Source organism: Pseudooctadecabacter jejudonensis, from assembly GCF_900172275.1.
GTDB classification, from domain to species: Bacteria; Pseudomonadota; Alphaproteobacteria; order Rhodobacterales; family Rhodobacteraceae; genus Octadecabacter; species Octadecabacter jejudonensis.
In genome coordinates, this window is the sequence record NZ_FWFT01000002.1 from 290667 (window position 1) to 310025 (window position 19359).

Genomic DNA, 19359 nt, shown 5'->3' on the forward strand with positions numbered 1-19359 from the left:
CATCAACAGATCGAGGATCACACCCTATGTCCATCGAAACCCGTCTTGCCGAACTTGGCGTTACCTTGCCCGACGCCCCCGCCCCTGCGGCCAATTATGTGCCCTTTGTGCGAACCGGATCCCAGCTGTTTGTGTCTGGCCAGCTGCCCAAAGGCGAAGGCGGTCTGGTGGTCGGAAAACTAGGCGCTGATCTGGATGTGACCGCCGGGGCCGCCGCCGCGCGGGACTGCGCCATCAATCTGATCGCACAGCTTAAGGCGGGGTGTGACGGCGATCTCGACCGGCTGGTGCGGGTCGTCAAACTTGTGGGCTTCGTCAATTCCACCCCTAATTTTGCAGACCAGCCAGCGGTGATCAACGGCGCGTCGGATTTCATGGTTGAGGTCTTCGGAGACAAAGGCCGCCACGCCCGCAGTGCGGTGTCCGCGGGGGCCTTGCCGTTCAACGTTGCCGTCGAAATCGAAGCCATCTTTGAAATCGAATGACCCTGCCGGCCTCTTTTCTTGATCGCCCCATCGCGCACCGAGCGTTGCATGACGCAAATTGGGCCGAAAACTCCGCCCAAGCGGTAGGGGCCGCTGTGGAGGCAGGCTACGGGGTTGAGATCGACATCCAGCCGTCAAAGGACGGTGTGCCGATGGTCTTTCATGATTACGACATGGCGCGTTTGACCGGACTGCAGGGCCCCATCGCCGGAAAAACCGCGGCGGATCTGGCCGATATTCCGCTGAGCGGCGGGGGAACGATCCCGACGTTGTCGCAGGTTTTGGAGATCGTGGCCGGCCGTGTGCCCCTGTTGATCGAAATAAAGGATCAGGACGGCGGTCTTGGCCCGATGGTTGGGCCTTTGCAACAGGCTGTCTGTGCGGCACTGGAGGGCTATGGCGGCGATGTGGCGTTGATGTCGTTTAACCCCCATGCCGTCGCGGCGTGTCAGACGCATGCGCCGCATATCCCACGCGGGCTGGTGACCTGTCCCTATCCCGCTGAAGACTGGCCCACGGTGCCCAGCAAAACCCGTCAAGCACAGGCCATGATCCCCGATTTTGACCGTGTGGGGGCAAGTTTCATCAGCCATCAGGAGGATGATCTGAACTCCCCCCATGTGGCGAAGCTGCGGGCCCGTGACGTGCCCATCCTGTGCTGGACGATCCGTAGCCCCACACAAGAGGCCGAGGCCCGCAAGATCGCCCATAACATTACGTTCGAAGGCTATCTTGCCTAGCCTTCGGGCCTTGAACTTACGGCGCGCTGCGCCACCTGATGGATATGGACGGCAGCGCAATCGAAATCTCCACGCACACATCACTCGGCAGCATTGACGCGGCGGATTGGGACGCCTGCGCCTGCCCTGAGGCGGCAGACGGACGGGCCATTGATCCGTTTACCACGTATCGGTTCCTAAAGGCGTTGGAAGACAGCGGCAGTGTTGGGCGCGGCACCGGCTGGGATCCGCATTATCTGGCGGCGCGTCAGGATGGCCAGCTGATCGCGGTGGCGCCGCTATATGGCAAATCGCACAGTCAGGGCGAATATATGTTCGACCACAACTTCGCCCACGCGTTTGAGCGGGCGGGTGGGCGATATTACCCGAAACTGCAGATCGCCGTGCCGTTTACCCCCGCAACAGGACGTCGGTTTCTGACCCGTCCAGGGCATGAGGTGCAGGGAATGGCGGCCCTGGTTCAGGGGTCCGTTCAGATCGCGTCAGACAATGAATTGTCATCGTTGCATGCAACGTTCTGCACCGAAGGCGAGGCACTGGCGGGTGCGGACATGGGACTGCTGCACCGCACGTCGCAGCAATATCATTGGGCCAATGACAGCTATGCAGATTGGGATGGCTTTCTTGCCGCGTTATCGTCGCGAAAACGCAAAACGCTGCGCAAGGAACGGCGCACAGCACAGGCGTTTGGCGGCGATATCGTGCAACTGACCGGTGACCAGATTGAGGCGCACCATTGGGACGCCTTTTGGACGTTTTACCAAGACACGGGCGCGCGCAAATGGGGCCAGCCCTATCTGACGCGGGCGTTCTTCGAGGTTGCACATGAGACGTTGCGCGATGACATGCTGTTGGTGTTTGCGATGCGCGATGGGGTGCCCGTGGCGGGCGCACTGAATTTTATCGGACGTGATACACTTTATGGCCGCTATTGGGGGTGCACGGAACATCACCCCTGCCTGCACTTTGAGGTCTGTTATTATCAGGCCATCGACTATGCAATTGCCCAAGGCATGGCGCGGGTTGAGGCGGGCGCGCAAGGCGAACATAAGCTGGCCCGTGGATATTTGCCCGTAACCACCCATTCGCTGCATTGGTTCAGCGATGCTGGCTTTCGCGGGGCGGTGGCTGACTATCTGCAGGCGGAACGCGCCGCAATTGATGAGGAAATTGAGGTCCTGACATCCTACGGACCGTTCAGGAAAATCCATGTGGAGGAACAGGAATGAGTTACGCACTGGGCCAGGACGGCCGGGACATTTTATCAAATGCAGGTTGGACTGTCGGCGACACCTCCGCCCACAAAACCTTCACCTTCAAGAATTTCGTCGAAGCCTTCGGCTGGATGACATCCGCCGCGATTGAGGCCGAAAAGCTGAACCACCATCCGGAATGGTCGAATGTTTACAAAACGGTTGAGGTCACTTTGACGACCCATGACACCGGTGGGCTGTCTGATCTGGACCTAAAGCTTGCGCAGAAGATGGATGCTTTGGCCGCGTAGCCTCTGACCCGGCGCTGACGCACCGAACCAGAGGCGGGTCAGAGGGGCGTGGCCCCTCTGGGTCGTCTCACATGTCGTCCAACAGGCCTTCGCCCGCGGAGATACCGCATTCGCCGGGGCTTTCTTCGACGTTCAGCACTTTCACTTCGCCGTTTTCCACCAGCATCGCGTAGCGTTTGGACCGGTTGATCAGGCCCGCAGGTGGGGCGGTGAACTCCATACCCAGCGCTTTGGTCAATTCAGAGGCGGCATCGCCGACCATGGTGATGCCTGCCTCGGTGGCGCCGGTGCTGTCGCCCCAATTGGCCAGTACGAAGGGGTCGTTGACGGAAACGCAGATGATCTCCTCCACGCCTTTGTCTTCAAACTGGCCTTTGGTGCGGATGAACGACGGCACATGGGCGGTGGTGCATACGCCCGTATAGGCACCGGGCACCGCGAACAGCACGACTTTGCGTCCTTCGGTCAGGGCCTTGACAGTCACCTGTTCAGGCCCCTCGGCCCCCATTTTCACCAGCGTCGCATCGGGGAGGCTGTCGCCCACAGAAATTGTCATGCTTTGTCCTTCTTTGGCATTTGCGTGTCTGTGCCCTGCAATATAGGGTTCATTGCTGCGGGAACCAGACGGGGAAAGAGTTTATGGGCCACATCGTTGTGATCGGCGCAGGCCAGGCGGGCGCGTCGCTGGTCGGAAAATTGCGCACACAAGGCTATGACGGCGACATCACCTTGCTGGGCGCAGAAGACGGGCCACCCTATCAGCGCCCTGCCCTGTCAAAGGCCTATTTGCTGGGTGAGATGGAACGGGACCGGCTGTATCTGCGTCCCCGCGATTGGTACGCGGGCAACGACATTGCCTTGCGCACGGGCACCCGTGCTGTGTCCGTAGACACCACCGCGCAAACCGTCACCGTGGAAGGCGATGAGGTGCTGACCTATGACCATCTTGCCCTGACCACCGGATCGCACCCGCGTCTTTTGCCTGATGCTGTGGGGGGCAATCTGGACGGCGTGTATCAGGTGCGTGATCTGGCCGATGCGGATGCAATGATGCCCGAATTTGTGGAAGGTCGCCGCCTGCTGATCATTGGCGGCGGCTATATCGGGCTGGAGGCCGCTGCCGTCGCGGCCAAAATGGGACTGCATGTTGTGTTGGTTGAAATGGCGGAGCGTATTTTGCAGCGGGTCGCGGCCCCCCAGACCTCCGATTATTTCCGTGACCTGCACCGCGCCCACGGTGTCGACATCCGCGAGGGCGTGGGGTTGGACACGTTGACCGGTGAGGGCCGCGTCTCTGGCGCGGTTCTGACCGATGGCACCACGTTGGACATTGATTTTGCCATCGTCGGGGTGGGGATTTATCCCGCGACGGTTCTGGCCGAGGCTGCGGGCATTGCCTGCGACAACGGCATTCAGACGGACGTTTATGGCCAGACCTCTGCCGCCAACGTCTGGGCCGCCGGCGATTGCGCCACGCTGGAGTGGCACGGCCAACAGATCCGGCTGGAAAGCGTCGGCAACGCCATTGATCAGGCGGAATGTGTGGCGCGCAACATGTTGGGCGCACATGAGGCCTATGTGCCCAAGCCGTGGTTTTGGTCCGACCAATATGATGTGAAACTGCAGATTGCAGGGCTGAACCTGGGATATGACGATGTGATCGTGCGCCAGACCGGTGATGCGCAATCGCATTGGTATTACTCCGATGATCGTTTGATCGCTGTCGACGCCATGAACGACCCGCGCAACTACATGATCGGCAAACGTCTGATCGAGGCGGGAAAATCCCCTGCCAAAACGGTGATTCAAGACCCTGAGACAGATATGAAGGCGCTTTTGCGCGCATGAGGATCATCGCGGGCCAACACCGAGGGCTGACCCTCGCCAGCGTCGGCAAGGGCGATACAGCCGCTCATCTGCGCCCCACCCCGGACCGCGTGCGTGAAAGCCTGTTCAACGTGCTGATGGGTCACGGGATGCCGCAGGGGGCGCGGGTGCTTGATCTGTTCGCGGGCACCGGCGCGCTGGGGCTTGAGGCGTTGTCGCGCGGTGCTGTGCATTGCACCTTTGTCGACAACGGACGCATCGCGCAAAAGTTGATCCGCGAAAACCTGACCAAAGCCCGCCGCACGGGCGACGCATGGGTTTTGACAACAGCCGCCGACCGACTTCCAGCTGCCCCTGCCCCTTGCGATCTGGTGTTTCTGGATCCGCCTTATGGCAAGGCGCTGGGTCAAGGGGCGCTGCTGGCGGCGCAAGCTGCAGGTTGGCTGGCCGAGGGCGCCTTGGTGGTGTTCGAGGACAGCGCCCCGCAAGCGGTGCAGGGCTTTACCGTGCTGGACAACCGGCGCTATGGCGACACCCACATCACGTTGCTGTCCCCCGCCTGATTTGGCGGAAATGCCAACGCGTGGTATCCTGCACGCATGAGCACCACCTGGACAGACATCCCCGCCCAACCCGCAAAAACGGCCAGTGTCCCACTGCCCAAACCGCAACCCTTTGGCGTGCCGGTTTTGATCGGCGACTGCGCGTCCCCCTTGGCCGGGGAAACAGTGCTGTCGTTGTTGATGAAACGCAGTACTGGGGCTTAGTCGGACGAAGAGGCGGCCCGCGCCAACCCGCCGTCCAGCGCAAGCGCCTGTGCGGTGCTGACACAGACATCGTACCAGACAGCCACGCCCCATCCATTGTCCAACACGTAAAAATATGACCCAAAATCGTTAAGGCCTAGAACGCAAAACGCCCCGAAGTGCCAGATGTTGGTGCCAAGATCCGTGTCACGGACAAACACGCCGGGGCCGTATTGGGCACCCCCGTTCAGCGGCGTGCTGGGCCAATCTTTCTGCGGGGTCAATCGGGTGGCGAACCGTGCGTAATCGACCACGGTCATGTTCCAGCCGCCCCACGCCAAAGCGCCGCCATTGCGGGGATCTGGTCCGGCACTTGTCAGGCCATCCAACACCCGGGCGCGGCACACATCGGCCACGGGCTGGCCCGTCGCCTCCGCAATCACGCGGCCCAAAATGGCGTAGTTTTCGTTGTTGTAGAAAAACACAGGTGCACCCAAAGGGCGGGCCAACGCCAATGCCGTGATCCTGTCGTCGATATCGCCCCCACCCCACAGCACAGGGTTAATGACGCTTTGCGTGCGGTCGAAATCGAGGCCCGATGTGTGGGTCAACAACGCCTCAACCGTGATGGCCGCCTGTTCGCTTTGTCCGGCAGGCAACAGATCGGGGCGGTCTGAAAAGGCCTCACCCAAGGTGGTGTCATAGGACAAAATGCTGTCGTCAATAAGGGACAACACGCAGGCTCCTGTCACGGCCTTGGACAGCGAGGCAATCGGCACGGGGCGATCGGCGGACATGCCGCTGCCGTGCACTGACACAACCGCGCCCTGATAGGTGATGGCAAGGGCGCTTTGCCCGATGCCGCCCGCACCTAGCCAATCTAGCCATGCGGCCTTTATCGCGTCCTCGTTGGCCACGGCCGGGGTGGCCAAGGCCCCCGCAAGGGCCAAACGGACCGCCGCAACCTTCAATACGTGGGGTGGAACATGCCCTTGGGAGACAGCGTGAAAATATCCGCCCCGTCCGAGGTGATCCCGATGGAATGTTCAAACTGCGCCGACAGGGACTTGTCGCGGGTAACCGCAGTCCAGTCATCGGCAAGGATTTTCGTCTCTGGCCGGCCAAGGTTTACCATCGGTTCAATCGTGAAAAACATGCCTTCTTCCAGAACGGGGCCGGTGCCCGCGCGCCCATAATGCAGCACATTGGGCGGCGCATGAAATACCAAGCCCAGACCATGCCCGCAGAAATCACGCACAACAGACATGCGCTGGCTTTCCACATAGGTCTGAATGGCGTGGCCAATATCCCCGAATGTGTTGCCGGGTTTGGCGGCCTCAATCCCCAACATCAGCGCGTCGTGGGTCACCTCGATCAAACGTTCCGCTTTACGGTTGGGCTTGCCGCCTGCCACATACATGCGGCTGGTGTCGCCAAACCACCCGTCCACAATCACGGTCACATCGATATTCAGGATATCACCGGACTTCAGCGCCTTGCTGCCAGGAATGCCATGACAGACCACATGGTTCACCGAAATGCAGCTGGCGTGCTGATACCCTTTGTAGCCGATGGTGGCGGACACGGCGTTTGCCTCATCCACCCAATCAGTGATCATCTTGTCCAAGGCGCCCGTGGTCACGCCCGGCTGCACGTGGTCTGCGATACGGTCCAGAATGTCCGCCGCCAAGGCACCAGCCTTGTGCATGCCCGCAAAATCGCCTGCCTCATACAGCCTGATGCCATCTTTTGTCAGCCGTGCCTTGGTCGTGTCCACGTGTCTCATCCTTTTCGCTTGCCCCTCAAATAGGGCATTGGGCGCGGGTTCTAAACCCCCTCCCCCTTCATCTGACCCGAAAAACTCCCCCCGGAGGGTCGATCAGTCAAACGGCAGTCGGTCTGACAGAAAAATACCGTCGGGCGATACGTCACACGCGAAACACATCACCTCAACCCCAGCCGCGATTGCTGCGTCGAAAGCTGCGGCATAGGTGGGATCAATGTCGCGGGCCACATCCACGCGGGCGCAATCGCCGCGTTGCACCAAAAACAACAACACCGCACGGTTGCCTTCGTCCACCATCGCGGCCAAATCGGCCAAATGTTTTGCCCCCCGCGCGGTCACGCTGTCTGGAAATTCAGCCAGCCCTCCGGTGCGCGACAGGGTGACGGATTTCACCTCAAGATAACAATCGCGCCGTCCTGCGCCGGACAAAAGGAAATCCACGCGGCTTTTCTCGCGGTATTTCACCTCGGGCCGGATTTTGTCGTAGCCGGTCAGGCCCTCAAGCCTTTCCTCCAAGGCCTCCGCCACGATCGTGTTTGCCGCACCGGTGTCGACGCCCACGCACCCGCCGTCCAGTTCCACCAGCCGCCATCCCCAGTCGAGCTTTTTGCGCGGATCGTTGTTTCCCTCCAGCCAGACACGCATGCCTTCGTCTTTCAGACCCATCATGGATCCAGGGTTCGGGCAATGCGCTTTGACGATGCGCCCGTCGTCCAATTCAACATCCGACAGGAATCGCATGTAACGGCGGATCAGTCGACCGGGCACAAGGGAGGTGGCAAAGCGCATATTCGCCCCATATACCATTTGAAGATACAGGAGAAGACGATGCCAAACCCAACCGCCGCCATGCTTGTCATCGGGGATGAAATTCTGTCCGGTCGGACACGCGATGCCAATATGTACCATTTGGCCAATGAGTTGACGGGGATCGGCATTGATCTGAAAGAGGTCCGCGTGGTCAGCGACGACGCACCCGCGATCATCGCCGCCGTGCAGGCCCTTTCAGCAGGCTACGATAGCGTGTTCACGTCTGGCGGGATCGGCCCGACGCACGATGACATCACCGCCGATTGCATTGCGGCGGCGTTTAATGACACCATCGACGTCCGCGATGACGCCCGCGCGTTGCTGCAGGCCCATTACGACCGCGACGGCAAGGACTTTAACGAAGCGCGCCAACGCATGGCCCGCATTCCCGCCTCTGCCACGTTGATCGATAATCCGGTGTCGGTGGCGCCAGGGTTTCGGGTTCAAAACGTCCATGTCATGGCCGGTGTGCCGTCGGTGTTTCGTGCCATGGTCGCCTCTGTCCTGCCGACATTGACAGGTGGCGCGCCGCTTATTTCTGAAAATCTGCGGATTGATCGGGGCGAGGGCGATATCGCGGGGCCCTTGGGCGCGGTCGACGCCAAATACCCCGAGCTGTCGATCGGATCCTATCCGTTTCAGCAAGAAAACGGCCAATACGGCGCCAATATCGTGATCCGCGGCACAGATCTGGACATGATCAACGCAGCCCTTGCCGATCTGCGCGCAGCCTTTCCCGCATGACGCCTGAAACCCTGACCCAGCTGATCGACGCCACATGGCCCGCCAAGGCCATCACGGACGTGGCAGGCTGGACCATCAGGGAGGGTGCAGGCGGCGGATCACGTGTGAGTGCGACCACCGCGACGACAGCTGCCAAGCTGGAGGAACACGCCCGCGCCGAAGACGCCATGCGCGCGTTGGGCCAGACCCCGCTGTTCATGGTGCGCACGGGCGAAGAGACGTTGGATGCCACCTTGGCGGAGGCGGGCTACGTCATCAAAGACCCGGTCACCTACTACACTGCACCCGTCGCAACCCTCGCCACCCAGCGCCCCCCGCCCGTGACCTGTTTTGAGGTTTGGCCCCCACTGGCAACGCAGGCCGAAATCTGGGACGCGGGCGGCGTGGATGACGCGCGTCTGGCCGTCATGGCCCGCGCCAAAGGCCCCAAAACCACCGTTCTGGGCCGCATCCATGACACCCCCGCAGGCACCGCCTTTGCCGCCATTCACGATGGCACCGCCATGCTGCATGCCATCGAAACGTCCCACGCCTTGCGCCGTCAGGGCCTTGCACGGCACATGATCCGTGCGCTGGCGTTTTGGGCTGAGGGCAAGGGCGCGCAGACCGTGACGCTCCTTGTGACGCGGGCAAATACGCCTGCGAACGCGCTCTACTCTTCCCTCGGCATGACCCCTGTGGGAGGATACCACTATCGCATCCTGCCTGAGGCCTAAATGACCACACCTTTGCCCACCGCCCTGAACCTGCCGCCGCAAGACCCGCTGCCGGATCACATCGCCAAGTACTTTGACGTCTGCGACGACAAACTGGGGTTCGTGCCCAATGTGCTGCGCGCCTATGCCTTTGATGTGCAGAAATTCGATGCGTTCTCTGCGATGTACAACGACCTGATGCTGGCCGACAGCGGGCTGTCCAAACTGGACCGAGAGATGATCGCGGTGGTCGTGTCATCTGTGAACAAGTGTTTCTATTGCCTGACGGCACATGGCCAAGCGGTGCGTGCGCTGTCGGGTGATCCGAAACTGGGCGAGATGCTGGTGATGAATTGGCGGGTGGCGGATTTGGACGCGCGCGAGACCGCGATGCTGGCGTTTGCCGAGAAGACAACCAAGGCCAGCGCCGAGGTGACAGAGGACGACCGGACCGCCCTGCGCACCGCCGGTTTCACGGATCGCGACATCTGGGACATCACCGCCGTGACAGGATTTTTCAACATGACCAACCGCATGGCATCGGCCACCGACATGCGGCCCAATGACGACTATCACGCGCAAAACAGATGATCCGCGCGTGCCTTCTTGCGGCGCTGATGCCGCTGCCCGCCTTGGCTGTGACGTTGGATTTGCCCAGCAATGCCACCCTGACGGCTGAGGTGACGGAAGGCGAGACGCGCTATGACATGCCCACCGGCAGTTGGACGCCCGAAGGCCTGCCGACGGCACCCGCCACGGGGGCCTTCAACCAACAAGCCTGGCGGATTGAGGCGGCGGGGCTGACCACGTTTCAAATCCTTGATCCGCTGATGGCGCAGCTGACGGAGGCAGGGTTTGAGATCGCGTTCGAATGCACTGATGACGTCTGCGGTGGGTTTGACTTCCGCTTTGCCACGCCCGTGCTGCCCGCCCCTGAGATGGAGGTGAACTTTGGCGATTACCGCTTCGTCTCTGCCCGTCGGGACGGTGAGGCAGGGCCGGAGGTTGTGACCTTGCTGGCGAGCCGGACATCGCAGGCGGGGTTTGTGCAGATCATCCGCGTCGGTGGCGCGGCTGAGGCCGCGACCCAGACGGTCGCCCCTGCGATCCGCGCCGCAGCCCCCACGGTGACGGGCGATCTGGCTGCTGGGCTGGAGGAAGACGGACGGTTTATTCTGTCGGATCTGACTTTTGCCACGGGCTCAGCCCAGTTGGGTGGTGGGACGTTTGCGTCGCTGACCGATCTGGCCGATTATTTGGCCGCGAACCCGTCGCGGGTGGTGGCGCTGGTTGGACACACCGATGCGGTCGGGTCGCTTGATGGCAATATCGCACTGTCCAAACGGCGGGCCGGATCTGTGCTGGAACGGCTGGTCAGCACCTACAACGTGCCGCGCCGGCAGCTTGACGCCCAAGGGATGGGATATCTTGCCCCCGTGGCCACCAACGTCACCGCTGAGGGACGCGAGGCGAACCGCCGTGTCGAGGTTATCATCACCTCGACCGAATGAAAAAACGCAGCCCCAAGGGGCTGCGTATAGGCGGGGCGGAAGCCCTTGGGAATCAAACGTCGAAATTGCAGTGGTTTACCAAGCGTCGGGGCCTTTTTCGGCAAAGGCGTGAACCAGGAAATCGATAAAGGCGCGGACCTTGGGTTGGGTGAACCGGCCAGGGGGATACACCGCATAGATGCCTTGGGTTTCGACAGGCAAATTCGGGATAGCCTCTTCGATCAGGCCCTGGTCCATGGCGTCGGCGTACAGGAATGAAGGTAGGTAGGCGATCCCAAGGCCGGAAATTGCGGCATTCAAAAGGGACTGGCCATCATTGACTGTCAACCAGCCTGCGGTGCGGACCTGACGCTTTTCACCTGAGGGGGCAGTCAGTTTCCACACAGCCGAATTGGCCTGGTTGGAATAATGCAGCAGTTTGTGGTCGTTCAGATCGTCGATCTTTTCAGGGCGACCGTAGTGTTCAAAATAAGCGGGCGATGCGACCATCCGGCGGGACGTCTCGGTCAGCTTTCGGGCCCGCAGGGTGCTATCTTCCAATTCACCAATGCGCACGGCCATGTCAAAACCCTCGGAAATCAGTTCGACGTACCGATTGTTGAGAACCATGTTGACGGTGATGTCTGGGAATTCGCCCAGGAAATCCCCCAAAACAGGCGACAGATGGTTCACGCCAAAATCTGTGGCCACGCTGATCCGCAAAAGGCCCGATGGGGCGCTTTGCATCGACGTCACCAGCGCATCCGCCTCTCCGGCATCATTCAGAACACGTCGGGCGCGGTCATAATAGGCGAGGCCAATTTCCGTGGGGCTGACACGGCGTGTCGTCCGGTTCAGCAAGCGTGCGCCCAATCGTGCCTCCAGTGAGGAGACGTGTTTCGAAACGGCAGATTTGGAAATCCCCATTTTCTTGGCTGCATCTGTAAATCCACCTTGGTCCACGACTGTGGCGAAGGCTTCCATTTCCGTCAGGCGATCCATTTGGGGGTCCTCAATCTGCATCTTTTGTCGAGGATCATCTATCAGGGTGAAATGGGGCGGGACTTGGACACTCGCCTGACAATTGCAGGGTTTCTGCGCGACTGTTGCGAGGCAGGAAACATGGAAACGGGTCGTTTCCGCGCCTGCACAGGGGGCCTTGTCGCACCACACCTATGGGGCGATACGCCTAAGAACATCTGCGATCTGAACGCCGATCCGTGCAGCCCCATCCACCGAAGGATGCACCAGATCGCTGGCGTAAAGGGCCAGATTGTCAGGCGGGATGACGTCAGCGGTGTCCACGAATGTCACACCGTCCAAACCGGCAGCCATCTGTCGCTGGCGTGATTTCAGATCATCCAACGTGGCACGACATGGAAGGAAGGGGCCGCCTTTGACGCTGATGGGATAGTAGCCCACAAAGATCACCGGCGTGCCGGATTGCTGCAGCCTGCGCACGAAATCGGGCAGCGGTCCGCGGCGTCCATCGGCGCTGATCAACGCATCCAGCGTCTGTGCTTTCTGCACAGCGGGCCCATCGCACACAGCGCCGATATCATTGCCGCCGCCGTTCATCACAACCACATCCCACGTGCCGTCTACAAATTGGGAAGGGATGCCCCGCGCGCCTGCAAAGGGGGCCCCTGCGATGGATTGGTTTGTGACGCTGCGCTGGGTCTGATCCTCAATCACATCGGGGATCGACTGACCTTTGCCCCGATGCCACGCCAAAATACTGTCACCGATAACCAAAACATCCGCGTCGCGATCCACTGCGGGCGGGATGACGACACAGGCGCCCAGCATTGCAGTCACCAAGATAGCAAAGAACGCCTTCATTTATAATGCTCCCGCCGGGTTCCAAAATCGTGCACCCGTTTGCGCCACGCGCGGTAGCTGCCGGGCCGCAGGTTTGCGCGCATCAACGCGACGACCTGCTTTTCGGACAACCCGTATTCCGCCTCAATCGTTCCGAAGGGTGTATGATCACTCAGCGCCATTTCGATAATGGCGGATCGGTCGGCGTCGGTAAGATCGGGCGAAGACATGGGGCGCACTCCTTTATGCGCATACCTGAGGCCCCCGCCCGATCCGTCAAGCCGTCACAACCCCGCGACCAGCCGCGTGCCTTGATCAATGGCGCGTTTCGCGTCCAGCTCTGCCGCGACATCCGCGCCGCCGATCACATGACAGGCTATGCCCTTGGCGCCCAACGCATCCGCCAAGGACCGATCAGGCACCTGCCCTGCGCACAGTACAATTGTGTCGGCAGCGATTACCGTTGGGTTTTCGCGCGCCTCACCAAAGCTGACATGCAGGCCGGTCGCGTCGATGCGTTCGTAGTTTACGCCGCCCATCATTTCGACATTCTTCATCTTGAGGCCGGCACGGTGAATCCAACCGGTTGTCTTGCCCAAGCCCTTGCCGAGCTTTTGCGCTTTGCGCTGCAACAGGGTGACCTGACGCACAGGTTGGTCCGGCTGTGGGCCTTCGGGGCGCAAGCCGCCGCGCACCTCTTCTGGATCCCCCACGCCCCATTCCTCAAGCCAGACGGCCAGATCTTCGGTGGGGCTGTCACCGGTAACCAGATAGTCGGCCACGTCGAAGCCAATGCCCCCCGCACCAATGATCGCAACCTTTTCGCCCACGTCTGCCTTGCCGCGCAAAACGTCGATGTAGGACAACACGTTCGGGCCGTCTTGTCCGTCAATCTGCGGATCGCGGGGGCTCACGCCGGTCGCGATGATCACCTCATCAAAGCCCGCCAAATCGTCTGCTGTGGCGTCTTGGCCCAGCCTGAGAGTGATGCCCGCCTCAGCGACAGCCGTGCGGTAATACTCGACCAGCCCCCAGAATTCTTCCTTCCCGGGCACTTGTTTGGCCATGTTCAACTGGCCGCCAATCTCATCCGCGCGATCAAAGAGGGTTACATTCATACCCCGCTCCGCCGCCGCCAATGCAGACGCCAGCCCAGCAGGCCCCGCCCCCACGATCCCGACTGTTTTGGACGACGGTGTCATCACCAGTTCAGTCTCATGGGCCGCCTTGGGGTTCACCAGACAGGACGCGATCTTCATGGAAAAGGTGTGATCCAGACAGGCCTGATTGCAGGCAATGCAAGGCGCGATCAACGCCGCCTTGCCTGCCTCGGCCTTTGCCACAAAATCCGGATCCGCGAGGAAAGGCCGCGCCATGGACACCATGTCAGCACAACCATCCGCCAGCACGTCCTCCCCCACCTGAGGGGTGTTGATGCGGTTCGAAGTGATGACCGGAATGCCCACCTCGCCCATCAGCTTCTTGGTGACCCAGGTGAACGCACGACGGGGGACAGAGGTCGCGATGGTCGGGATCCGCGCCTCATGCCAACCGATCCCGGTGTTCAGGATCGTGGCCCCTGCGGCCTCGATCGCGCGGGCCAGTTGAACCACCTCAGCCCAGGTCGATCCGTTCGGCACCAGATCAATCATCGACAACCGGTAGATCACGATGAAATCCGGCCCAACCGCCTCCCGCACGCGGCGCACAACCTCAACCGGCAGGCGCATGCGGTTTTCATAGGATCCGCCCCAACGGTCATCGCGTTTGTTGGTGTGGGTCACCAGAAACTGATTGAGGAAATACCCCTCAGACCCCATCACCTCAACGCCGTCATATCCGGCCTCACGGGCGCGAACTGCCGCAGTCACCATGTCGGCAATCTGTTTCTCGATGCCATCCTCATCCAGCTCTGTCGGTGGAAACGGCGAAATAGGAGACTTCACAGCAGACGGGGCGACACAGTTTTTTGAGTAAGCATAGCGCCCCGCGTGCAAGATCTGCATCGCAATCTTGCCGCCCGCCTCATGCACGCGGTCCGTGACCACACGGTGGTTGGCAATGTCCTGATCCGAGAACAGCCCCGCCGCCCCCGGAAACACCCCGCCTTCCGCATTGGGCGCCATACCGCCCGTCACCATCAAGGCCACGCCACCCCGTGCACGGGCCGCATAAAACTCAGCCACACGGTTCCAATCGCGGGTCTCTTCCAATCCTGTGTGCATAGACCCCATCAACACGCGGTTCTTCAACGTGGTGAAGCCCAAATCCAGCGGGGCCAGCAAATGTGGATAATAAGACATCAAAACCTCCTCGTTTGCGCCACCTAACCCTAGCTTGACGCCAACGTCACTCCATACGCCGCGTCATCCGCTTCTTTGGGTCAAAAATACCTCGGGGGGGCTTCGGCGTAGCCGAAGCGGGGGCAGCGCCCCCAAACGTGCCGCGCAGCGGCACCCGTCGGATGGGCAAAGCCCATTCGAAACCTCTTACCCCAACGTCTCCACACAGTGCCGTCGGAATGCCTTTTTCAGCATATCCAACTCGGCCCGCAACAAAGACATCTCCGCGCGGATATCTTCGGCCAAGGCATCCCCCGCAACGATGGAAAAGCTGCCCAGCACCGCATCGCTACGTCGGTCCGATATCACAAAGGTCTGGACGCCGTCGGCAATCCGTTCGGCGGGAACCGGGATCGCGACACGCCAATGCTCCTCCAGGCGGTCTTCGACAACCTCGACCCCCGTCAATTCCTCATCGAGGTGTGTCACGCGGATGTCCGGTTGCCAGTCGTCTGCGCCGTGATAGCTCAACGCGCCGGTCCAGACGCCTTCGACCATGCGCAGTTTGGTCAGCTCAATCTTGTCGGTCATGATTGCCCCTTATAATTCCGCGCGCGGGTTCCGTGACAGCGTCACATCCCGCAAAGTCACCTGATTCATCTCTGGCCCTTCGAAAATCAGGTCGATCCACATTGAATCGACCCGCTTTTCGTTCAGCTTGGTGTAGGCCAAGTCAAATTCCACCATGATCTGGTCCCCGTCCAACGGCAGTTCCCGCACGATCTGTTCCGTATTGGGACCGTGGCGCACGTTCAGGCGGGCAAAAATCTCAAGCGGTTTTTCAACTTCGACGATGGCATCCAACCGCACCAAGTGGGTCTTCATCAATCCCTCGCACCCCGACTGGGGCAGGTTTAACACAAGGCTCAGAAACGACCCGTCAAAGCGGAACACATCCATCCGCAGACCGTAGGGCGCCAGATCGGCCTCCCGCATGTTGCGCAGTTGGCGCAATGTCAGCTCCGAGATCTGGCAGTCGTGAAAGATCGTCACCTCGTCGCCCAGCATCGTCTTGCTTTCAACAGCAGATAGACCCTGCACGGGCAAGGCCCCACGCCACAATTGGGGCCGCCACGACCAATCGGTGCCGGGCGGTTTGGGAAACGACGACGACCCGATGCGGGGCAAGGCCAAACGGCTGTCTGCTGTGTGGGTCAGCTCATCCAGTTTGTGACGTAAAATGCGGGCCTGGTTGCGTTGGCGGCGCAGCACGGACAAATCTGTCGTAGCGGCAGCCTTAGCCGCACGGGACCAAAACGCCCGAGATCGCCGCATAAGAACGCGTTCCAAAAGTCCGGTTTTGTGCTGCGCCATGGCGGATGCCCTGATCCTGTGTCGTCTCAATGTCGTTACATATCTGACAAATTGTTTCGCAAAAGGAAACAATTAGACGGCATTTGGATTAAATTTAGATGATGTAACAGTTACAGGTCGGGCTGTGGCTGCGCGTTCACTTCGGCCAATTGGGCCATGGCCACAACCAGCAGGCGTTCCCCCGCAGATGCGCTCAGCGGGTTTCGATCGAAGCTGAGGACTGACACGGTGGTCAGACGGCTGCCCACATCCAGAAACCCGCGCCACTGGGGGCCGCTGGTGCCTTCAAATGCGGGCCCTGCGGTGTCCTCAAACCGTGCCAGAACACCAGCGCGGTCCGTGACTGTCGCGACCTGAGGCACCTGCGCCAGGTCACCGGCGGACGACAGCACGCCACGGCCAGATTCAGACCGCAGGAAGGCGGCGAAGGCGTCTTCGTTGCCTGTCACGCTGGCTGTGCCTTCGGCGCCGAACTGGACCATGATCAACCCGTCGGGGTTGGGGATCACGACAGCCTCATCCGACACCAGCGCGCAGCCCGCCATGATGGCAAAGCCACGGGATGCATCGCTTGCGCCTTGGTCGATGCAATACCCATCGGGCCCGCGCACACGCACCGCCCCGTCCAGCACCGCCAAAGTGCGGATGCCTTCGTTGGTGGCGTCAGGGGACGACCCAAGGGTCGCCAAACGGTCGGCCAGACCGTTTGACATGTCCGCACATCCCGACAGCACCAGTGCAGCCGCCAAACACCATCCCCCCCGAACGATCATTTGGGTCAGATGTCCATGTAGATGTGGCGTTCCTGCTTGGCGCCCGGATGCGTCACCGCACCTTTCTGGGCGCCACCGACCAGCTGCGCATATTTCCACAACGCGCCGGAGGCATAGATCGTCTCACGCGGGCCTTTCCAATCGGCCTTGCGCGCGGCCAGTTCGTCGTCGGTCAGATCGACAGACAGCTCACCTGTGACGGCGTTGATGGTGATCATATCGCCATGCTGCAACAGGCCAATAGGCCCGCAATGCGCAGCCTCTGGCCCGACATGGCCCACGCAGAAGCCGCGTGTCGCACCAGAGAACCGACCGTCGGTGATCAGCGCCACTTTCTTGCCCATGCCCTGACCGGACAGGGCCGCCGTGGTGGCCAGCATCTCACGCATGCCTGGCCCACCGGAGGGGCCTTCGTTGCGGATCACCAGAACCTCACCTTCTTCGTATTCGCGCTTTTTGACAGCCTCAAACGCGTCTTCTTCGCATTCGAACACACGGGCGGGGCCGGTAAAACTTTGCTCTTCCTGGCTCATCCCTGCGACCTTCACGATCGCGCCTTCAGGGGCCAGATTGCCCTTCAGACCGACGACGCCACCTGTTGGCGTCAAAGGTGTTTCGACGGGGTAGATGACTGTACCGTCGGCGTTGCGGTCGATCTTGTCCAGCTCTGCCCCGATGCTTTCGCCGGTGGCGGTGATGCAGTCTTCGTGGATCAAACCGGCCTTGCGCAGCTCGCGCATGACAACGGGCACGCCGCCCACCTCATAGAGGTCCTTGGCCACATACTGGCCGCCTGGTTTCAGGTCGACGAAGTAGGGCGTGTCGCGGAAGATTTCGCAGACATCCATCAGGTCAAAGTCAATTCCGGCCTCATGGGCGATGGCAGGCAGGTGCAGACCCGCGTTTGTTGATCCGCCCGTGCAGGCCACCACGCGGGCGGCGTTTTCCAACGACTGACGTGTGACGATATCGCGGGCGCGGATGTTCTTGGCGATCAGGTTCATCACCGCCTCACCAGACGCCTTACCGTACTGGTCGCGGGATTCGTAGGGAGCAGGTGCAGAGGAGGAATTGGGCAGGGCCAGGCCAATCGCCTCGGACACGCAGGCCATGGTGTTGGCGGTGAACTGGCCGCCACAGGCACCGGCAGAGGGGCAGGCCACACGTTCCAGCACTTCCAACGCCTCTTCAGACAGGGTGCCGTTCTGCTGGCGGCCCACGGCCTCAAACATATCCTGCACGGTCAAATCGCGGTTGGCGAAATCTGCGGGCACATCGGCACCGGCGGGGGCCCGGCCTGGCAGGATCGACCCGCCGTAGATGAACACCGATGGCGTGTTCAAACGCACCATTGCCATCATCATGCCGGGCAGGGATTTGTCGCAGCCCGCAAGGCCCACGATGGCGTCATAGGAATGGCCGCGCATGGTCAGTTCAACCGTGTCGGCAATCGCCTCACGCGAGGCCAGCGAGGACCGCATGCCCTCGTGCCCCATTGCGATCCCGTCGGTCACGGTGATGGTGGTGAATTCACGTGGCGTGCCGTTGGCGGTCTTCACGCCAAGCTTCACCGATTGAGCCTGACGGTTCAGCGCAATGTTACAGGGGGCTGCTTCGTTCCAGCACGTCGCGACACCGACGAGGGGTTGATAGATCTCTTCCTCGGTCATGCCCATAGCGTAGTAGTAGGACCGGTGCGGCGCGCGTGCGGGACCGATGGTCACGTGACGGCTGGGCAAATTGGTCTTGTCGGTGCGGTTGCTGTGATCTTTGGCCATGTCGGCTGCCTCCCGGGTGATGCGTTGCGCAATGGTCTAATTGGCATGATCGAAGGGAACAAGGGCCATTGGCCTTTGGCGCGGCTTTCCACCGCGACAAAAACACGCCACACTCGGACGTATGCGGCTGACTTTCACGCAACTTGACGGCGCCTACAGCATCGTGCACCTGCCCGCCGATGATGCGGTGCCCGCGTGGGCCAACGGTGACGGCTTGGTCACGCTCACTTGGGCGCTGGATGAAGTGTCGATCACCTGCCTGACCGCGCGCGTTCCAAGCGACGTGACCGCAAGCCATGGCTGGACCGCCCTGCGGGTCGATACCCTGGCCGATCTGGACGCGCCCGGGGTCGTCATGGCTGCCGTCACACCCATCTCGACCGCGGGTCACGGGGTCTTTGTCCTGTCGTCGCACCTGCGCGACCATCTGCTGGTGCGCACAGACGCAGTGCCCGATATTCGGGCCCTGCTGGCAGACGCGGGCCACGACGTTGCCCAATAAGC

At 61.0% G+C, this 19359-nt stretch carries 24 protein-coding genes; 12 read left to right on the forward strand and 12 right to left on the reverse strand.

Going from position 1 to position 19359, the window contains the following annotated elements; genetic code table 11:
- Positions 1–26 precede the first annotated feature (26 nt).
- Genes PSJ8397_RS06555 through PSJ8397_RS06570 form a run of 4 tightly spaced genes read left to right on the forward strand, consistent with a single transcriptional unit; the run spans position 27 to position 2729 of the window.
- Positions 27–485, forward strand: a complete 459-nt coding sequence (locus PSJ8397_RS06555; protein WP_085863791.1) for a RidA family protein — start codon at positions 27–29, stop codon at positions 483–485.
- Positions 482–1225: a glycerophosphodiester phosphodiesterase family protein gene (locus PSJ8397_RS06560; protein WP_085863792.1), complete on the forward strand. Its 744-nt coding sequence runs from the start codon at positions 482–484 to the stop codon at positions 1223–1225. Before PSJ8397_RS06555 ends, PSJ8397_RS06560 begins: the two co-directional genes overlap by 4 nt.
- 44 nt (positions 1226–1269) lie before the next feature.
- Positions 1270–2454, forward strand: coding sequence for a GNAT family N-acetyltransferase (locus PSJ8397_RS06565; protein ID WP_085864273.1), 1185 nt, complete (start codon positions 1270–1272; stop codon positions 2452–2454).
- Positions 2451–2729, forward strand: a complete 279-nt coding sequence (locus tag PSJ8397_RS06570) for a 4a-hydroxytetrahydrobiopterin dehydratase (RefSeq protein ID WP_085863793.1) — start codon at positions 2451–2453, stop codon at positions 2727–2729. Before PSJ8397_RS06565 ends, PSJ8397_RS06570 begins: the two co-directional genes overlap by 4 nt.
- 67 nt (positions 2730–2796) lie before the next feature.
- On the opposite strand, the gene PSJ8397_RS06575 is transcribed toward PSJ8397_RS06570, so the two are convergent.
- The gene (locus PSJ8397_RS06575) at positions 2797–3285 is read right to left on the reverse strand and encodes a peroxiredoxin (RefSeq protein ID WP_085863794.1); all 489 of its coding nucleotides are present in this window, start codon (positions 3283–3285) and stop codon (positions 2797–2799) included.
- 83 nt (positions 3286–3368) lie between these two features.
- On the opposite strand from PSJ8397_RS06575, the gene PSJ8397_RS06580 reads away from it, so the two are divergent.
- The 3 genes from PSJ8397_RS06580 to PSJ8397_RS17005 are packed head-to-tail and all read left to right on the forward strand — an operon-like array spanning position 3369 to position 5323.
- Positions 3369–4577 (forward strand): NAD(P)/FAD-dependent oxidoreductase, encoded by a 1209-nt coding sequence (locus PSJ8397_RS06580; protein ID WP_085863795.1) that lies wholly within the window; start codon positions 3369–3371, stop codon positions 4575–4577.
- A complete protein-coding gene (gene rsmD / locus PSJ8397_RS06585) occupies positions 4574–5119 on the forward strand; it encodes a 16S rRNA (guanine(966)-N(2))-methyltransferase RsmD (RefSeq protein ID WP_085863796.1) in 546 nt (181 codons plus the stop codon). The genes PSJ8397_RS06580 and rsmD overlap by 4 nt, the downstream gene beginning before the upstream one ends.
- 36 nt (positions 5120–5155) lie before the next feature.
- On the forward strand, positions 5156–5323 hold the full coding sequence (locus PSJ8397_RS17005) for a hypothetical protein (RefSeq protein WP_159453100.1): 168 nt from the start codon (positions 5156–5158) through the stop codon (positions 5321–5323).
- Here the strand turns inward: PSJ8397_RS17005 and PSJ8397_RS06590 are convergent.
- From PSJ8397_RS06590 to sfsA, 3 genes are all read right to left on the reverse strand, one after another.
- Positions 5320–6234 carry a serine hydrolase domain-containing protein gene (locus PSJ8397_RS06590; protein ID WP_235000605.1) on the reverse strand — a complete coding sequence of 305 codons (915 nt, stop codon included), beginning with the start codon at positions 6232–6234 and terminating at the stop codon, positions 5320–5322. The two genes, PSJ8397_RS17005 and PSJ8397_RS06590, sit on opposite strands and share 4 nt — an antisense overlap.
- A 35-nt stretch (positions 6235–6269) precedes the next feature.
- On the reverse strand, positions 6270–7088 hold the full coding sequence (gene map / locus PSJ8397_RS06595) for a type I methionyl aminopeptidase (RefSeq protein WP_085863798.1): 819 nt from the start codon (positions 7086–7088) through the stop codon (positions 6270–6272).
- A 93-nt stretch (positions 7089–7181) separates the two neighbouring features.
- The gene (gene sfsA / locus PSJ8397_RS06600) at positions 7182–7877 is read right to left on the reverse strand and encodes a DNA/RNA nuclease SfsA (protein ID WP_085863799.1); all 696 of its coding nucleotides are present in this window, start codon (positions 7875–7877) and stop codon (positions 7182–7184) included.
- 39 nt (positions 7878–7916) lie between these two features.
- Here sfsA and PSJ8397_RS06605 point away from each other — a divergent pair, with 39 nt between their 5' ends.
- Genes PSJ8397_RS06605 through PSJ8397_RS06620 form a run of 4 tightly spaced genes read left to right on the forward strand, consistent with a single transcriptional unit; the run spans position 7917 to position 10848 of the window.
- A complete protein-coding gene (locus PSJ8397_RS06605) occupies positions 7917–8642 on the forward strand; it encodes a competence/damage-inducible protein A (RefSeq protein ID WP_085863800.1) in 726 nt (241 codons plus the stop codon).
- Entirely contained in the window at positions 8639–9358 is a 720-nt protein-coding gene (locus PSJ8397_RS06610; RefSeq protein WP_085863801.1) for a GNAT family N-acetyltransferase, read from the forward strand. The genes PSJ8397_RS06605 and PSJ8397_RS06610 overlap by 4 nt, the downstream gene beginning before the upstream one ends.
- Complete coding sequence (locus PSJ8397_RS06615; RefSeq protein WP_085863802.1) at positions 9359–9928, forward strand: peroxidase-related enzyme; 570 nt, start codon at positions 9359–9361, stop codon at positions 9926–9928. It abuts the gene before it with no gap.
- The gene (locus PSJ8397_RS06620) at positions 9925–10848 is read left to right on the forward strand and encodes an OmpA family protein (protein WP_085863803.1); all 924 of its coding nucleotides are present in this window, start codon (positions 9925–9927) and stop codon (positions 10846–10848) included. The genes PSJ8397_RS06615 and PSJ8397_RS06620 overlap by 4 nt, the downstream gene beginning before the upstream one ends.
- Positions 10849–10923: 75 nt before the next feature.
- Here the strand turns inward: PSJ8397_RS06620 and PSJ8397_RS06625 are convergent, their stop codons facing one another.
- The 8 genes from PSJ8397_RS06625 to ilvD all read right to left on the reverse strand — a co-directional run bounded on the left by PSJ8397_RS06625 (position 10924) and on the right by ilvD (position 18855).
- A complete protein-coding gene (locus tag PSJ8397_RS06625; RefSeq protein WP_085864274.1) occupies positions 10924–11829 on the reverse strand; it encodes a LysR family transcriptional regulator in 906 nt (301 codons plus the stop codon).
- Between the two features lie 171 nt (positions 11830–12000).
- Complete coding sequence (locus PSJ8397_RS06630) at positions 12001–12669, reverse strand: SGNH/GDSL hydrolase family protein (protein ID WP_085863804.1); 669 nt, start codon at positions 12667–12669, stop codon at positions 12001–12003.
- Entirely contained in the window at positions 12666–12878 is a 213-nt protein-coding gene (locus tag PSJ8397_RS06635; protein ID WP_085863805.1) for a TIGR03643 family protein, read from the reverse strand. The genes PSJ8397_RS06630 and PSJ8397_RS06635 overlap by 4 nt, the downstream gene beginning before the upstream one ends.
- A 54-nt stretch (positions 12879–12932) precedes the next feature.
- Positions 12933–14951, reverse strand: a complete 2019-nt coding sequence (locus tag PSJ8397_RS06640) for an NADPH-dependent 2,4-dienoyl-CoA reductase (protein WP_085863806.1) — start codon at positions 14949–14951, stop codon at positions 12933–12935.
- Positions 14952–15137: 186 nt separating this feature from the next.
- Positions 15138–15521, reverse strand: coding sequence for a hypothetical protein (locus PSJ8397_RS06645; RefSeq protein ID WP_085863807.1), 384 nt, complete (start codon positions 15519–15521; stop codon positions 15138–15140).
- A 9-nt stretch (positions 15522–15530) separates the two neighbouring features.
- Positions 15531–16304, reverse strand: a complete 774-nt coding sequence (locus PSJ8397_RS06650; RefSeq protein WP_085863808.1) for a DUF6478 family protein — start codon at positions 16302–16304, stop codon at positions 15531–15533.
- Positions 16305–16414: 110 nt separating this feature from the next.
- Entirely contained in the window at positions 16415–17077 is a 663-nt protein-coding gene (locus tag PSJ8397_RS06655) for a hypothetical protein (protein ID WP_085863809.1), read from the reverse strand.
- A gap of 5 nt (positions 17078–17082) precedes the next feature.
- Entirely contained in the window at positions 17083–18855 is a 1773-nt protein-coding gene (ilvD, locus tag PSJ8397_RS06660; protein WP_085863810.1) for a dihydroxy-acid dehydratase, read from the reverse strand.
- A gap of 121 nt (positions 18856–18976) precedes the next feature.
- Between ilvD and PSJ8397_RS06665 the strand changes: the two genes are divergently transcribed.
- Positions 18977–19357 carry an ACT domain-containing protein gene (locus PSJ8397_RS06665; protein ID WP_085863811.1) on the forward strand — a complete coding sequence of 127 codons (381 nt, stop codon included), beginning with the start codon at positions 18977–18979 and terminating at the stop codon, positions 19355–19357.
- The last annotated feature ends 2 nt before the right edge of the window (positions 19358–19359 follow it).

Bases quoted from the DNA above. Each gene is read 5' to 3' on its own strand.
- PSJ8397_RS06555 (WP_085863791.1), top strand. From the start codon at position 27: ATGTCCATCGAAACCCGTCTTGCCGAACTTGGCGTTACCTTGCCCGAC.
- PSJ8397_RS06560 (WP_085863792.1), top strand. From the start codon at position 482: ATGACCCTGCCGGCCTCTTTTCTTGATCGCCCCATCGCGCACCGAGCG.
- PSJ8397_RS06565 (WP_085864273.1), top strand. From the start codon at position 1,270: ATGGACGGCAGCGCAATCGAAATCTCCACGCACACATCACTCGGCAGC.
- PSJ8397_RS06570 (WP_085863793.1), top strand. From the start codon at position 2,451: ATGAGTTACGCACTGGGCCAGGACGGCCGGGACATTTTATCAAATGCA.
- PSJ8397_RS06575 (WP_085863794.1), bottom strand. From the start codon at position 3,285: ATGACAATTTCTGTGGGCGACAGCCTCCCCGATGCGACGCTGGTGAAA.
- PSJ8397_RS06580 (WP_085863795.1), top strand. From the start codon at position 3,369: ATGGGCCACATCGTTGTGATCGGCGCAGGCCAGGCGGGCGCGTCGCTG.
- rsmD (WP_085863796.1), top strand. From the start codon at position 4,574: ATGAGGATCATCGCGGGCCAACACCGAGGGCTGACCCTCGCCAGCGTC.
- PSJ8397_RS17005 (WP_159453100.1), top strand. From the start codon at position 5,156: ATGAGCACCACCTGGACAGACATCCCCGCCCAACCCGCAAAAACGGCC.
- map (WP_085863798.1), bottom strand. From the start codon at position 7,088: ATGAGACACGTGGACACGACCAAGGCACGGCTGACAAAAGATGGCATC.
- sfsA (WP_085863799.1), bottom strand. From the start codon at position 7,877: ATGCGCTTTGCCACCTCCCTTGTGCCCGGTCGACTGATCCGCCGTTAC.
- PSJ8397_RS06605 (WP_085863800.1), top strand. From the start codon at position 7,917: ATGCCAAACCCAACCGCCGCCATGCTTGTCATCGGGGATGAAATTCTG.
- PSJ8397_RS06610 (WP_085863801.1), top strand. From the start codon at position 8,639: ATGACGCCTGAAACCCTGACCCAGCTGATCGACGCCACATGGCCCGCC.
- PSJ8397_RS06615 (WP_085863802.1), top strand. From the start codon at position 9,359: ATGACCACACCTTTGCCCACCGCCCTGAACCTGCCGCCGCAAGACCCG.
- PSJ8397_RS06620 (WP_085863803.1), top strand. From the start codon at position 9,925: ATGATCCGCGCGTGCCTTCTTGCGGCGCTGATGCCGCTGCCCGCCTTG.
- PSJ8397_RS06625 (WP_085864274.1), bottom strand. From the start codon at position 11,829: ATGGATCGCCTGACGGAAATGGAAGCCTTCGCCACAGTCGTGGACCAA.
- PSJ8397_RS06630 (WP_085863804.1), bottom strand. From the start codon at position 12,669: ATGAAGGCGTTCTTTGCTATCTTGGTGACTGCAATGCTGGGCGCCTGT.
- PSJ8397_RS06635 (WP_085863805.1), bottom strand. From the start codon at position 12,878: ATGTCTTCGCCCGATCTTACCGACGCCGACCGATCCGCCATTATCGAA.
- PSJ8397_RS06640 (WP_085863806.1), bottom strand. From the start codon at position 14,951: ATGTCTTATTATCCACATTTGCTGGCCCCGCTGGATTTGGGCTTCACC.
- PSJ8397_RS06645 (WP_085863807.1), bottom strand. From the start codon at position 15,521: ATGACCGACAAGATTGAGCTGACCAAACTGCGCATGGTCGAAGGCGTC.
- PSJ8397_RS06650 (WP_085863808.1), bottom strand. From the start codon at position 16,304: ATGGCGCAGCACAAAACCGGACTTTTGGAACGCGTTCTTATGCGGCGA.
- PSJ8397_RS06655 (WP_085863809.1), bottom strand. From the start codon at position 17,077: ATGATCGTTCGGGGGGGATGGTGTTTGGCGGCTGCACTGGTGCTGTCG.
- ilvD (WP_085863810.1), bottom strand. From the start codon at position 18,855: ATGGCCAAAGATCACAGCAACCGCACCGACAAGACCAATTTGCCCAGC.
- PSJ8397_RS06665 (WP_085863811.1), top strand. From the start codon at position 18,977: ATGCGGCTGACTTTCACGCAACTTGACGGCGCCTACAGCATCGTGCAC.